At 60.6% G+C, this 14,349-nt stretch carries 11 protein-coding genes; 4 read left to right on the forward strand and 7 right to left on the reverse strand.

The genetic code is table 11. From position 1 onward, the window contains the following. Positions 1-6: 6 nt before the first annotated feature. Genes VLL26_RS07775 through VLL26_RS07795 form a run of 5 tightly spaced genes read right to left on the reverse strand, consistent with a single transcriptional unit; the run spans position 7 to position 4,982 of the window. Complete coding sequence (locus VLL26_RS07775) at positions 7-1,275, reverse strand: sulfate adenylyltransferase subunit 1 (protein WP_342318538.1); 1,269 nt, start codon at positions 1,273-1,275, stop codon at positions 7-9. Continuing rightward, positions 1,275-2,189, reverse strand: coding sequence for a sulfate adenylyltransferase subunit CysD (cysD, locus tag VLL26_RS07780; RefSeq protein WP_342318539.1), 915 nt, complete (start codon positions 2,187-2,189; stop codon positions 1,275-1,277). Before cysD ends, VLL26_RS07775 begins: the two co-directional genes overlap by 1 nt. A 39-nt stretch (positions 2,190-2,228) precedes the next feature. After that, positions 2,229-3,005, reverse strand: coding sequence for a phosphoadenylyl-sulfate reductase (locus VLL26_RS07785; protein WP_342320177.1), 777 nt, complete (start codon positions 3,003-3,005; stop codon positions 2,229-2,231). Positions 3,006-3,012: 7 nt separating this feature from the next. After that, a complete protein-coding gene (locus tag VLL26_RS07790) occupies positions 3,013-3,297 on the reverse strand; it encodes a hypothetical protein (RefSeq protein ID WP_342318540.1) in 285 nt (94 codons plus the stop codon). Next, positions 3,294-4,982: a nitrite/sulfite reductase gene (locus VLL26_RS07795; RefSeq protein WP_342318541.1), complete on the reverse strand. Its 1,689-nt coding sequence runs from the start codon at positions 4,980-4,982 to the stop codon at positions 3,294-3,296. The genes VLL26_RS07790 and VLL26_RS07795 overlap by 4 nt, the downstream gene beginning before the upstream one ends. Positions 4,983-5,278: 296 nt before the next feature. Here VLL26_RS07795 and VLL26_RS07800 point away from each other — a divergent pair, with 296 nt between their 5' ends. After that, positions 5,279-6,628, forward strand: a complete 1,350-nt coding sequence (locus tag VLL26_RS07800; protein ID WP_342318542.1) for an FAD-dependent oxidoreductase — start codon at positions 5,279-5,281, stop codon at positions 6,626-6,628. Between the two features lie 75 nt (positions 6,629-6,703). Here the strand turns inward: VLL26_RS07800 and VLL26_RS07805 are convergent, their stop codons facing one another. Further along, on the reverse strand, positions 6,704-8,110 hold the full coding sequence (locus VLL26_RS07805) for a M20 family metallopeptidase (RefSeq protein WP_342318543.1): 1,407 nt from the start codon (positions 8,108-8,110) through the stop codon (positions 6,704-6,706). A gap of 1 nt (position 8,111) precedes the next feature. Beyond that, positions 8,112-9,791, reverse strand: coding sequence for an AbgT family transporter (locus tag VLL26_RS07810; RefSeq protein WP_342318544.1), 1,680 nt, complete (start codon positions 9,789-9,791; stop codon positions 8,112-8,114). 245 nt (positions 9,792-10,036) lie between these two features. On the opposite strand from VLL26_RS07810, the gene VLL26_RS07815 reads away from it, so the two are divergent. The 3 genes from VLL26_RS07815 to VLL26_RS07825 are packed head-to-tail and all read left to right on the forward strand — an operon-like array spanning position 10,037 to position 14,349. Next, positions 10,037-11,752, forward strand: a complete 1,716-nt coding sequence (locus VLL26_RS07815) for an ABC transporter ATP-binding protein (protein ID WP_342320178.1) — start codon at positions 10,037-10,039, stop codon at positions 11,750-11,752. Positions 11,753-11,760: 8 nt separating this feature from the next. Continuing rightward, entirely contained in the window at positions 11,761-13,692 is a 1,932-nt protein-coding gene (locus tag VLL26_RS07820; protein ID WP_342320179.1) for an ABC transporter ATP-binding protein, read from the forward strand. Between the two features lie 15 nt (positions 13,693-13,707). Further along, positions 13,708-14,349 carry a DUF1707 SHOCT-like domain-containing protein gene (locus VLL26_RS07825; RefSeq protein WP_342318545.1) on the forward strand — a complete coding sequence of 214 codons (642 nt, stop codon included), beginning with the start codon at positions 13,708-13,710 and terminating at the stop codon, positions 14,347-14,349.

Here is a 14,349-nt window from a genome sequence, read left to right on the forward strand (position 1 = left end):
GGCTCCTTAACGCAGGCGGGTGCCCACCAGCCCGGCGGCGAGGGTACCGCCGGAAGCCTGGTCGATCAGAAGGAAATTGCCCACCGCGCCGCGGGCGGCGTAGTCCTCGGCAAAAACCTGCTGGGCAGTTTGAATGGTCACGTGGGCGATGTCGTTGAGTCCAAAGGACTCGGGGGAGGCAATATCTTTATCGGCGGAGTCAATATCCACTAAGCGCTCAATGCTGGCTAGGCGAGCCTTGACCAGGGCCGTGCCGATGCGCAGCTTCACCGCCTGGCCGGGGGCGAGGTTTTTCTCCGTCAGGCCCACGACCGTGGCGGCGAACTGACGCACCGGCTCCGGGGCGAAACCGGCGCAGATGAGGTCCCCGCGGACAAGGTCGATGTCGTCGGCAAGCCTGAGCGCCACCGAATCCCCGGCCGCGGCGCGATCTACCTCACCGTCGGAGGTGTCAATGTGCGTCACCTTAGAAGTGCGCCCACCAGCTGTCACGGCGTCGCCCACGCTGATGTGGCCGGCGGTGATGCGACCCGCGTAAGCACGGTAGTCGCTGGCATGCTCGCGCAACACGTACTGGATGGGAAAACGGAAATCCAAGTCGAGAGCGCGGCCGGAGTGAACCGGGATGTCCTCTAGCAGCTCCAACACCGTAGGGCCTGCGTACCACGGGGTGTTTGGAGAGCGCTCGGCCACATTGTCGCCCTGCAAAGCGGAAATCGGCACCACATGCGGCTCAGCGATGCCCAGCTCGTCGGCCTTGCGTTCGAACTCGTCGCGGATCGCGGCGAAAACACTTTCTTGATAATCGACCAGGTCAATCTTGTTGACCGCCAGGATCACCGTTTTGACCCCGAGAAGGGCGGCGACGTTGAGGTGGCGGACGGTTTGTTCGACGACGCCGTGGCGGGCGTCGACAAGCAACACAACCACCTGAGAGGTAGACATGCCAGTTACCGTGTTCCGGGTGTACTGCACATGGCCTGGAGTATCGGCAAGGATGAAGGTGCGCTTGTCGGTGGCGAAGTAGCGGTAGGCAACGTCGATAGTGATGCCTTGTTCCCGCTCGGCCCGGAGGCCGTCGACAAGCAAGCTCAAATCGAGGCCATCGAACCCGCGGTCAGCGGAGGTGCGCTCCACACTGGCAAGCTGGTCGGCAAGCACCGACTTCGTGTCGTGCAGCAGGCGGCCAACGAAGGTTGATTTGCCGTCGTCGACGGAGCCTGCGGTGCACAGCCGCAGCGTCTGGCGCTCGGCTAAAACGGATGCAACGCTCATCAGAAATAGCCCTCCTTCTTGCGGTCCTCCATCGAAGATTCGCTTAAACGGTCGTCGGCGCGGGTCGCCCCGCGCTCCGTCAGCGTGGAATTGGCAATCTCAGCGAGGACCTCATCAATAGTGGACGCTGTGGACTCAATGGCCCCCGTGCACGACATGTCGCCGACGGTGCGGTAGCGCACCCGACGCACCTCCAACTTTTCACCCTCGCGCGGGCCACCCCACTCACCGGCGGTCAGCCACATGCCGTCGCGCTGGAACACCTCACGGTCATGGGCGAAGTAAATCTCCGGCAGCGTGATTGCGCGGGCCCCGATGTACTCCCACACATCCGCCTCCGTCCAATTGGAGATCGGAAAAACGCGAATGTTTTCGCCGGGCAGCTTCGCCCCGTTATACAAGTCCCACAGTTCCGGGCGCTGGCGGCGCGGATCCCAGCCGCCGAAGGAATCACGCACCGAAAACACGCGCTCCTTGGCCCGGGCACGCTCCTCATCGCGGCGCGCACCACCAAGCACCGCGTCGTAGCCCACCTCAGAGATCGTGTCGACCAGCGGCACAGTCTGCAACGGATTGCGGGTGCCGTCGGGGCGCTCAACGACATCACCGCGGTCGATCCAGTCCTGCACATGGGCCACGCGCAGGCGCACCCCGTACTCCTCAACAACACGGTTGCGAAACTCGATGACCTCCGGGAAGTTATGGCCCGTGTCCACGTGGACCAGTTCCAGGGGCATCGCCGCCGGGGCGAAGGCCCGACGCGCAAGCTCCAACACCACGCAGGAGTCTTTGCCGCCGGAAAACAGGAGCCCTATCTTGTCAAACTGTCCTGCCACCTCACGCAGGATGTGGATGGACTCGCCCTCAAGGTCCTTTAAGTGCGGCGACAACGCCGCGTGGCTAACGATAGTCACTTCACCTACGTCCTTTCCTTGTCATCTTTTGCCCTTTCATTAACCGTGTAGGCCGCACTCGGTCTTGTCAGCGAACGCCCACCGTCCGGCGCGCGGATCATCGCCTTGCGCCACCGGCAGGGTGCAGGTCGCGCAGCCGATCGAGGGGTAGCCTTGCGTGGTCAACGGGTGGACGATCAAATTGTTGTCGGCGATGAAGTCCTCGGTGTCTTGCAGGCTCCATGTCACCAGCGGCGAGATCTTGAGTCGGCCTGTGGAATCCAGCGACAGGGCCGGGGTTTCGGCGCGGGTCGGGCCGTCAGCGCGGCGAATCCCCGTCACCCAGCCGACGTAAGGAGATAAAGAGACTGCTAATGGCTCCACTTTGCGCATTCGGCAGCAGGCGGTGGGGTTGGTCAGGTACAGGTTCGGGCCGTAGGTTTCGTCTTGCTGCGCCCGCGAAAGCTGCGCCGTAGCGCGCACCAGCGGGTGTTGCGGGTAGCGCTGCTTTACCTGCTGCGCCACGTAAAGAGTCTCCTCGAAGTGGTATTCGGTGTCGAGGAAGATGAAGTCTGCGTTAGGTAGGTGGCGCCGGGAAAGCTCAGCAAGCACGGTGTTTTCCATCGACAGTGTTACGGCCACTGCGCCCAGCGCATGTTCGTGGGCCCAGGTGAGGATGGTCTCTGCTGAAGCGTCGTTGAGCTTCGCTGCATGCTTGTCGACGAGTTCCCGGTTGCGTGTGGCAACCTTTTCATTCAGCGGGGTTGTGGTGGTCGGCCCCGTGGGGGATATGGCGGGGTCGCGGTAGTCGGCGTTGCCGCCGAGCAAGTTCTGCATTTTCTTTTCAGTCCCTTCCTTGATCCCCATAAGTTTCACCGATCCTTGCCAACACCGCAGTGTGTCCGTTTTTCGCCAGCGATTTCTGCAGCGCTTCCTCGGTGGACGGGGCTGCGGCGTGGGCGATATCCGGGTCATCTTGGCCGTAGAACTTCACTTCGAAAACACGCAGACACTCACCGCACTTCCAGGCGAAGTCCGTTTCTTCGTTTGGATATAAGTCCTCCCCTGAGCAGTAGGGGCAAAACGTGGGGAAGTTGCGGTTCGGGTTCGGTTTGCGGCGGATACTCATTTCAGAAGCTCCTCGTCGGCTCGTTGCAGCCAGGTGCGAAAGACCTCCCCTGTGTGGCGGTCGTTGAGGTAGTGGCCGACGATGCGGGTGACGTATTCGGCTAATTCATCGGAGCGCACCTTGTGGCCGCGGATTTTGCGGCCGAAGTTCGCGCCTTCGCCGATGGTGCCGCCGAGGTGGACTTGGAAGCCTTCGACTTTCTCCCCGTCTGGGCCTGGCACCATTTGGCCTTTCAGCCCGATGTCGGAGACGTGGTGGCGGGCGCAGGCGTTCGGGCAGCCGTTGAGTGAGATGGTGATTGGGCTGTCGAGGTCACCGAAGCGCTCCTCAAGCTCATCGGCAAGTTCGATGGCGCGGGATTTGGTGGTCACGTGCGCAAGTTTGCAGTACTCGAGCCCGGTGCAGGACAACAGGCCGCGGCGGAATTCGGAGGGTTCAGAGTACAGCCCCATCTGCGTCAGGTCGGCTTTGAGCTTGTCGACGTCTTCCGGTTTCACATCCAAAAACAGCAGCTCTTTAAAGGGGGTGAAACGTAGCTGGTGCAGCCCGTAGGATTCGGCTAAGTCCGCCACGGCGATGAGTTGCTCGCCGGACATGTGTCCGAGGGTGGGTTTGACACCCAGGTAGAAGTTTCCGTTTTTCTGCTCGTGGACACCGATGTGGTCGCGGTCGACGAGGTTGCTGGGGGCACGGGGGCCGTCGGGAAGCTTGTAGCCTAGGTAATCGTCCTCAAGAATCTGGCGGAACTTCTCCACGCCCCACTGGGAGACGAGGAACTTTAGGCGTGCGCGGTTGCGCACCCGGCGGTAGCCGTAGTCGCGGAAGATGCGCACCACACTCGCCCACACTTCCGGGACCTGATCGAGGGTGACGAAGGCCCCGAGGGACTGGGCAAGCATCGGATTGGTCGAAAGCCCTCCGCCGACATAGCACTCGAAGCCGGGGCCGAGTTGGGGGTGCTCCACGCCGATGAAGGCGACATCATTGATCTCGTGGACGACGTCTTGGCGGGCGTTTCCTGAGATCGCGGATTTGAATTTGCGCGGCAGGTTTTGGAATTCCTCATCGGTGTATATCTGCTGGATTTTCCGGATCGCCGGTGTCGCGTCGATGATTTCGTCTTTGGCAATGCCTGCCACGGGCGAGCCGAGCACCACGCGCGGCACATCACCGCAGGCGTCCCAGGTGTTGAGGCCCACCGATGCGAGTTTGTCCCAGATGGTGGGGACGTTTTCAATTTCGACCCAGTGCAATTGAATGTTTTGCCGGTCCGTTAGATCCACGGTCGAGCGCGCCCAGTCGCGGGAGATCTCGCCGACGGCACGGGCTTGCGCGGTGGTGCACTGGCCGCCGTCGAAGCGGATGCGCATCATGAAGTAGTTGTCTTGCAAAACCGAGTTGTCCTGGCCGGTGTACTCGCCACCCAAGTTTTGCTTGCGTTGGGTGTACATGCCGAGCCATTTGAAACGCGGGGCGAGGTCCTCCGGTGGGATGGAGTCGAATCCTTGCTTGGAGTAGATGTCGATGACGCGCTGTTTGACTTGCATCACCGGCTCCATCTGTTTGAGCTCTTCGTCGTGGTTGAGGGGGGTGGTGCCGTCGACGAGCCATTGCCCTTCAGGCTTGGGCGTGCGGGTTCCTGACGTGTGGGTCTTGGTGTGGGTCTTGGTGTGGGTCGCGGCCATGTACGCTCCTGTTCTTCACAACCAAAGCCGTACTGCTTGGTCTATTTACGGCTATCCTTCTGCTGTGTTCCGCAAGTGTGCCATACCACTTTGTCTACAACAACAGGTCTCCTCCATTAACGGCATTTAAGCAGTGCATTTACCCATGAATTAAAAGCCCGCAGGGGAGCACATGAATAGAAAAAGGCCCGCTGCCTTGACAACACAGGGCACGCTTAAGAATTCTTAGACTAATCGGTCTATGAGGTATCATGGACGAATAAAAATCTGACCCCGTGGAAAGGAAACCTCCTCACATGAGTCTGCGTGTCGCCGTCATCGGCGCCGGACCAGCCGGCATTTACGCCTCCGACCTGCTGCTGCGCAACGAAAACCACGACGTTAGCGTCGACCTTTTTGAGCAGATGCCGGCGCCTTTCGGCCTCATCCGCTACGGCGTGGCACCCGACCACCCACGCATCAAGGGCATCGTCCGTTCACTGCACCGCGTCTTAGACAAGCCGAACCTCCGCCTGCTCGGCAACATTGAAGTAGGCAAGGACATCACCATCGAGGAACTGCAAGAACGCTACGACGCCATTGTCATCTCCACCGGCGCCGTGCGCGACCGAGAGCTCACCATCCCCGGCGGCGAAACATCCATCGGCGCCGGAGAGTTCGTCGGCTTCTACGACGGCAACCCCCGCTTCGAGCGCGACTGGAACCTCGAAGCCCGCGAAGTCGCCGTCATCGGCGTGGGCAACGTCGCCCTAGACATCTCCCGCATCCTTGCCAAGACCGGCGAGGAACTGCTCGTCACCGAAATCCCCGACAACGTCTACGCCTCCCTGAAAAACAACAAGGCGGAAACGGTCCACATGTTCGGCCGCCGCGGGCCCGCCCAGGCCAAGTTCACGCCGAAGGAGCTGCGCGAACTTGACGAGTCCGACACCATCCAGGTCCTCGTCGACCCAGAAGACATCGATTACGACACCCAATCCGAACAACTGCGCCGCGCCGACAAGTCCGTTGACCTGGTCTGCCAAGTTCTTGAGCAGTACGCCATGCGCGAGCCGGACGGTGCCCCCCACAAAATCCACATCCATTTCTTCGAAGAACCCGTCGAAGTTCTCACAGAAGGCGACAAGGTGGTGGGTATTCGTACCGAGCGCCAGCAACTCGACGGCGAAGGCGGCATCCGCGGCACCGGCAAGTTCACCGACTGGCCGGCCCAGCAGGTCTACCACGCCATCGGCTACCGCTCTGAACCGATCGAGGGAGTGCCCTTCGACCTGGAACGCAACGTCATCCCGAACGACGGCGGCCACGTCCTAGACGGCGCCCAGCTCGTCGACTCCCTCTACGTCACCGGCTGGATCAAACGCGGACCCGTCGGCTTGATCGGCAACACCAAATCGGATGCGAAAGAAACCATCGACATGCTTTTCGCTGACGCCGAAGCCGGCAAGCTTTCCGCCCCAGCCGTCGCCGACCCGGACGAGATCCTGAACCTATTGGAGAAACGCGGCATCACGTACACCACCTGGGACGGCTGGTACCGCCTCGACGAGATCGAGCGCGCCCTCGGAGAGAAATGCGACCTCAACCCGCGCGAGCGCAAGAAGATCGTCGAGTGGGAAGAAATGGTGCGCCACGCGCAGGCCTAGTGCGCACCCCACCGGGCGCTTTGGCAATCGCGTCGCCACCAGCCGGATGACTAGACTAAGGCGTGGCCCCAACCACTACCGGGCAGTGCGTGGGCTCGATGAGGGCAAAAGCTTATCGACGCCCACCTTCCCGCCCGCCCGAGCAAAATCTTCTTTAGCGGCGCGAAGCAAGGCGGCGTCGGCAAGCAGATCGAGCGCCACCTGCGCCAAACCCACCGCCGAATCGACCGCCGCGGCCACAGCCTGCGGCGAATTCGCCCACTTCTCAAAAGCCTCCGTGTGCAACGCCACATCCGCCGGCGAAACCTTCACCATCGGGTGAATACCTGGCACCAACTGGGAAACATTGCCGAAGTCCGTCGAAGCCGCCAACGAGTCCGGCACCGTCCCCGCCGGCAACGCCACCCTGCCCCGCCTAGCCTGCGTGGCCGCCCACCGAGCCACCATAGATTCATTGTTACGCACCGGAAGCGACATAGGGTGCGGATCCCACTCAATTTCCCAACCGCAACCCGCCATCAAAGCCGCCCCCTCAATGATCTCCTCCACGCGCTGCGAGACATCCATTAACGTATCCACGCTTAAAGAGCGCACGTAAAGCTCCATCTGCGCCTCGGCAGGAATGATGGAGGGCCGGTGCCCACCTTCGGTAATGATCGCGTGCAGCCTGTCGCTGGGCGGCATCTGCTGGCGGAAAAGCCCCAATCCCTGATAAGCCAACGACGCCGCATCCAACGCATTTTTACCCATGTAGGGTTGCGAACTCGCGTGCGCCGCCACCCCGTAGAACCGCACAGTCGCAGAGCGCCTTCCCACCCACGCATGAGAGGCAATGTCGTAGCCGAAACCGTGCACCATCACCGCAGCATCGATGCCTTCCAAGCTGCCGCCGCGGATCATGTATTCCTTGCCGGTGTGCCCTTCCTCAGCGGGAGTGCCCTGCAGGACTACCCGGCCTTCGACCCCCTCCGCGGCCGCGGAGGACAACGTCTTCGCCGCCGCCAAGTACGCCCCCACCCCGGCCGCGGCAATGATGTTGTGGCCGCAGGCATGCCCGATTCCTGGCAAAGCGTCGTACTCCGCCATAATCACCACACTCGGGTGCACCGCAGGGTCAAATGCCGCCGAGCTCACCGAAGACTCGAAACTTGTCTCCACTTCGTAGGGCCCCAACTCAACACTGTGGCCGTGTCTTTCCAGCACCTGCGCCAAGATTCGCTGGGAACGCACCTCACGAAACGCCACCTCCGGGTTGGCGTGGAGGTCGCCCACAATGAACTCGAGATCCCCCGCTACTTCTTCAACGGCTGCCTCCACACCAGCCCACACCGCGGACTGCTGCGGATAAGCATCCACAGCGAAATCTCGTGCTAGGTGCTCCTCCTGCGCTGCGGCGACCCGTTGTTCAATCAGGTTTTTCGTCGCTTCAAGGAAAGCTGTCGATGGCGTTTGGGGCTGTCTTTGGGGCTGTTCGGCGCACATATTAACCGCCGATCATAATGCCATTTCCGGGTCCGAGCGGCAGATCCGCGAAGTACCAGATTCCCAGCAGGGTTGCCCAGGCCACCCAGAAAGGAAGCACGAACGGGATCAGCCGCGACATCAACGTGCCGATGCCGGCCTGCGGTTCGTAGCGCTGCAACAACCCAAGCATGACAATCAGGTAGGGGTTAAGCGGGGTGATGATCTGCGTTGCAGAATCACCGACACGGAAAGCGGCCTGAATAAACGCCGGTTCGTAGCCCAACAACGCGAACATCGGCACGAACACTGCGGCCATCAGTGTCCACATGGACGAGCCGGAGATGATCAGAAGGTTCAGCAGCGAAGCCAACACGCAGAAGGCGAGGATGGCCGCGAAACCAGTCAAACCGATGCCTTCCAAAAACGCCGCACCCTTGACTGCGGTGTAGGTGCCGATTCCGGTCCAGGCGAACAACGCCACGAACTGCCCCAGGATGAAAGCAAGCACCAAAAAACCCATCATCGAGTTCAACGACTGCCCCATCATCTTCACGACATCTTTCATGCCCTTGACCGTTCCCACAATCGAGCCGTACACCACGCCCATGAGAATGAAATACGCGAAAATGATGAACACGATGGATCCGAGCAGCGGAGACTTCGGCAAAAAGCCGCCGTCTTCGTTGCGCCACGGCGAATCAGGGATGAGCACCCCGAACAAGATGAGCCCTGTCAGCACGAGCGTCGCCAGCAGCGACCACACCAAGCCGCGGGTTTCTGCCGCGGACAGCTCCGGGGACAACTCGTTGCCCTCCGCGTCACGGTCGCCGCGTTCCTTCGCTTCTGCCGGGTCAATTTCCTCCTCGGTGGGCACGCTCTGGCTCCACATGCGCGGCTCCAAAACCTTGTCGATGATAAAGCCGGCGATCAAACCCAAAACAAGCGAGCTAGCGATGTTGAAGAAGTAGTTAGACACGGCGTTGACAGCCTGAAAATCAAAGTTAGGCAACGTCTCCATCACCGCCGTGGTGATTCCGGCAAACAGCGCGTCAAGGGAGGTTGGGAACAGGGCCGTGGAATATCCCGCGCCCACCGCAGCAAATCCTCCTAGCAAACCGGCGACGGGGTGGCGGCCCGCCGCCTTGAACACCATCGCCGCCAAGGGAGGGATGACAACGAAGGCAGCGTCCGCCAGAATTGATCCCGTCACACCAATGATTCCCACCGCGTAGGGCAGGATCGCTTTAGGTGCTGCGCCGAAAAGTTTGCGGATCAGCGCGGAGAGCATGCCGGAGCGCTCCGCGATCCCAACTCCCAGCAAGATCGGCAGGACCGTGACCAAGGGAGGAAAGCCGATGTAGTTTTGTCCCATGGTGGTGGTAAACCACGCCAGGCCCTCGCCGGTGAACAAGCCCTTGACTTGTTTCGCCTCCTCGTCACCGGGAACGGAAAACGTCACTCCCTGCCACGCGAACAAGGTTGAGATGACGCCCGTGAGCAAGAACAGGAACAAAAAGATGGTGAACGGCTCGGGCAGCTTGTTGCCCACGTACTCGACACCGTTGAGGAATTTGTCCACCCATTTATTGCCTGTGGAGGTGTTGTCAGTCCCAGAAGGTGCCGAGGGCCTGTCCGGAGACGTCACGGCTCCCGCGCCGCGCGAGTCGTCTTTGCTGTGGCTTTTGTCGTTGTCAACCATGGCGTACTCCTTTTGAGGTCCGGTCCGCGTTGCCCCCTTCCTGTGAGGGGACAACGTCTCGACGCCAATTGTGGGATGTTCATAACTCTATAACACAGCAAGGAACTTTAGTGATATAGGCCACTGGTTTTTCATTCACTCGAATTGGCCACGCCTTGCGCAGTTTGGGGGCACTGAAGCTCGGCGCGTAAGATCGGCGTGGTCACTTTTGCCCACCTTGTTATGTTGTGAAAGGGCCACCGACGTTGGACCTCGTGACCATTCTCATCCGGGCATCTAGGCCGTATAAGGGGTACGTCGGCCTGATCGTCCTACTGCAGTTCATTACCAGCCTGGCCACCTTGTATCTTCCCGACCTCAACGCGAAGATCATCGACGAGGGCGTAGTCAACGCCGACGTGGACTACATCTGGCGCATCGGCGCGCTTATGCTGCTCGTCGCCTTCGTTCAGGTCATAGCCGCCGTTGCGGCGGTATGGTTCGCGGCGCGGACAGCAATGGGGCTCGGGCGCGATGTGCGCCGCGAAGTATATACGCGCGTCAATGCGTTTTCTGCGGAGGACTTAAGTAAGTTCGGCACCCCCACCCTGGTCACACGCGGCACCAATGACGTCCAGCAGGTGCAAATGGTGTTCCTGCTCTTTCTCAATTTCATGGTTGCGGCCCCCATCATGGCTGTCGGCGGCATCGTCATGGCCATCCGGCAGGACCCTGGAATGTCGTGGCTCGTTGCGGCAGCAGTCCTCGCGCTTTTTGCCATTGTCGGTGTGCTCATGGCTCTGTTGCTGCCCATGTTCAAGTCAATGCAAAACAAGCTTGACAGCATCAACGGGGTGCTGCGGGAGCAAATCGCCGGCATCCGAGTCGTGCGCGCTTTCGTTCGCGAGGAACACGAAACGCAGCGCTTCACAACTGCTAACGATGAGATCACACGGATCTCCCTCAACATTGGCCGCGTGTTCGTGTTGCTCTTTCCCGTGATCATGTTTGTTCTCAACCTGGCCACCGCCGCGGTGTTGTGGTTCGGCGGGCATCGGGTTGCAGCCGGCGAGGTCGAAGTTGGCGCTCTAACCGCTTTCATGCAGTACCTGATGCAGATTCTTGTGGCGGTGATGATGGGCACCTATGTGGCGATGATGCTGCCACGCGCCCTCGTGTGCGCTCGCCGCATCAGGGAACTTCTAACACATGAGCCGGTCGCGGGCCGGCCGACACAAACTGTGCTCCCGGCCACCAACGAAGGGCTCGTGGAGCTTCGCAATGTCACTTACACCTACCCCGGCGCTGAGGAACCGGTGCTGCGCGACGTGTCTTTCACCGCGCGCCCCGGCACCACCACCGCGATCATTGGCTCTACTGGTTCCGGCAAGTCGACGCTCATCTCGCTCATCCCCCGGCTGCGCACCGCCACCGAGGGGCAAGTCCTCGTCGACGCCACCGATGTCACCGCAATGCAACGCGCTGACTTAGTTCAACGGGTTTCGATGGTGCCCCAAAAACCTTATCTCTTCTCTGGAACGGTAGCCTCCAACCTGCGCATGGGTGACCCAGAGGCAACTGACGAGGAACTGTGGGAAGCGCTGCGCGCCGCGCAGGCAGACTTCGTGGACAGCCTCGAGATGCCAATTTCCCAGGGCGGAACGAACGTCTCCGGTGGGCAGCGCCAACGACTGTCCATCGCCCGCATGTTAGTCGCACGCCCGAAAGTGTTTATTTTCGACGACTCATTTTCTGCCCTAGACGCCATCACGGACGCGAAGGTGCGTGAGGCAATGACGTCCTACACCCGAAACGCTACGGTGCTGGTGGTGGCGCAACGGGTGGCGTCGATAAGCGGTGCCGACCAGATCCTCGTTATGGAAGCCGGCGAAATCGTCGCGCGCGGCACCCACGACGAACTGCTGGAAACCAACGCAACCTACCAAGAAATCGTCGCGTCCCAACAGGAGGTCAGCGCGTGAGCGAGCAGATGAGCGACGAACAACTCGCCGAATATGAGGAGAAGATGGCCGGCGACGACTGGTCCAACAAAGCCCCACGCAAGGCGAAACACTTCTGGCCTTCCGCCAAACGTCTACTTGGCCTGCTCGCCCCCTACAAAATCGCGCTAACCGCGGTCTTTTTGATGAACGTTGGATCTGTTGTTTTTGCCGTGTCTGCCCCGCGCGTGCTCGGCGACGCAATGGACGTAATTTTCTCCGGCGTATTCGCCGCGCAGATCCCTGCCGGGCTAAGCAAAGAGCAGGCCGTCGAATCCATGCGCGCGGCCGGTCAGGAACGCTTCGCTTCCATGGCGGAGGCAATGGATGTGCGTCCCGGGCAGGGCATAGATTTCGACCGATTAGGCAGCCTTATCCTCGTCGTTTTAGGGCTCTACCTGGCATCTAGCATCCTCATGTGGTTACAGGGCGCCATTTTGAACAGACTCACCATGGACGCGGTGTACGCGCTGCGCCAGGGTGTGGAAACCAAACTTCATCGGCTGCCCCTAAATTACTTCGACTCGCGGCAACGCGGCGATATCATGTCGCGCACCACCAACGACGTAGATAACGTCCAGCAGGCCCTCCAACAGGCGCTGTCGCAGCTTTTCAACGCTGCGTTGATGGTGCTGGGCATCATGTCCATGATGTTTTGGATTTCCTGGCAACTCGCGCTCGTCGCCCTTCTCACCTTGCCGTTGACCGCGCTGGTCATGGGTGTGGTGGGCACCCGCAGCCAAAGACAGTTCACCGCGCAGTGGAAGGCAACCGGAGAGCTCAACGGCCACGTCGAGGAGTCTTTTACCGGCCACGAGATCGCGTTGATTTTTGGGCGCACTGAGTCTTTGCGCGAGGACTTCGAGCGCAAAAACTCCGCGCTTTTCGACGCCTCCTCCACCGCCCAGTTCCTGTCGAACTCCATGCACCCGATCATGCAGTTCATCTCCTACTTGTCCTATGTGGTCATCGCAGTTTTAGGTGGTTTGAAAGTCGCCTCCGGCACGATCACGCTCGGCAGTGCCACTGCGTTCATTCAGTACTCTCGCCAGTTCAACCAACCCCTCGGGGAGATCGCTGGCATGGCCCAAATGTTGCAGTCCGGCGTGGCCTCCGCCGAGCGCATCTTCGAGTTCCTCGACGCCGAGGAGGAATCTCCCGACACGAAAGAAGTGGGCGATAAGGCCGAGGCGGGCCATGTGCGCTTCAACAACGTGTCTTTTTCCTACACCGACGAGCCGCTCATCCAGGACCTCACCTTGGAAGTGCGGCCGGGCCACACCGCGGCGATCGTGGGGCCCACCGGCGCCGGCAAAACAACACTGGTGAACCTGATCATGCGCTTCTACGACGTCGATTCAGGCTCGATCACCCTCGATGGCAAAGACATCCGCGACATGCCGCGCACGCAACTGCGAAGCGCAATCGGTATGGTGCTGCAAGACGCAGTGCTGTTTTCGGGCACCATTATGGACAATATCCGTTACGGTCGGCTCGACGCCTCCGACGAGGAAGTCATCGCCGCCGCCAAGGCAACTTTTGTCGACCGCTTCGTCCATTCCCTTCCCGCGGGATACAACACGCTCATCGACCAAGACTCCGGTTCTTTGTCCGTGGGCGAGCGACAGTTAATTACCATTGCGCGCGCTTTCCTTGCCCGCCCGCAGGTGCTCATCCTCGACGAAGCGACCTCCTCAGTGGACACACGCACCGAGGTTCTCGTGCAAAAGGCGATGAACGCGCTGCGCGCCGAGCGCACCTCCTTCGTTATCGCCCACCGCCTCTCTACCATCCGCGAAGCTGACACCATCCTCGTCATGGAAAACGGCCGCATCGTTGAACACGGCAACCACACCGAGTTACTTGGCCGCCGCGGCACCTACTGGAGGCTTAACCAGTCGCAATTCTCCGGCGAAAAGTAGCTAAACTGAGGACCTATGAGCACCTCATACGGAAATTTCCGCATCGGCGACAGCGAACGCACCGAAGCGATCAGCGCGCTCAGCCAGGCGCTCGGCGAAGGTCGCCTCACCATGGACGAATTCGACGAGCGCTGCGCAGCCGTGTCCAAGGCGCAGTTTTTCTCCCAGCTCACACCGCTTTTCGACGATCTGCCCAGCCCCGCCCCCGCCATCAAACTCTCCGGGTTGCCCGCTGCACCGGTACCCGGCGAGCAAACGCTTTATACCCCGGAGGAGATCCATTACGCGCAGATGCGCGGCAAACGCACCCGCGCTGGCGTGTTTTGGTTGGGCACCCTCGGCTCCATCGGTACGACCATTATCGCAGCCTTTTTTTCCGGAAGCGGCGCGACGGCACTGCCCCTGCTCATTATCCCCACCCTCTTCATCCTGCTCTACGTGATGAAGGTCGGCCCAGACAACTGGTACCTCCCCAGCATCCGCCAACTGGAGAAGCGCCGCCGCGAGCTGGTGCGCGTCCAACAACTCGAAATTGAAGCCTCCCGCGCGCACGAGATCGCAGCTCAGCGCGTCCAACGCAAACAACAGGTCAGCCAGTTGACGACCGACGCGATCAACGTCGCGCACCACACAGTCAACCGCTTCAAAAAGCAATAA

Origin of the sequence: Corynebacterium sp. BD556 (genome assembly GCF_038452275.1) — a bacterium.
Classification (GTDB): domain Bacteria; phylum Actinomycetota; class Actinomycetes; order Mycobacteriales; family Mycobacteriaceae; genus Corynebacterium; species Corynebacterium mayonis.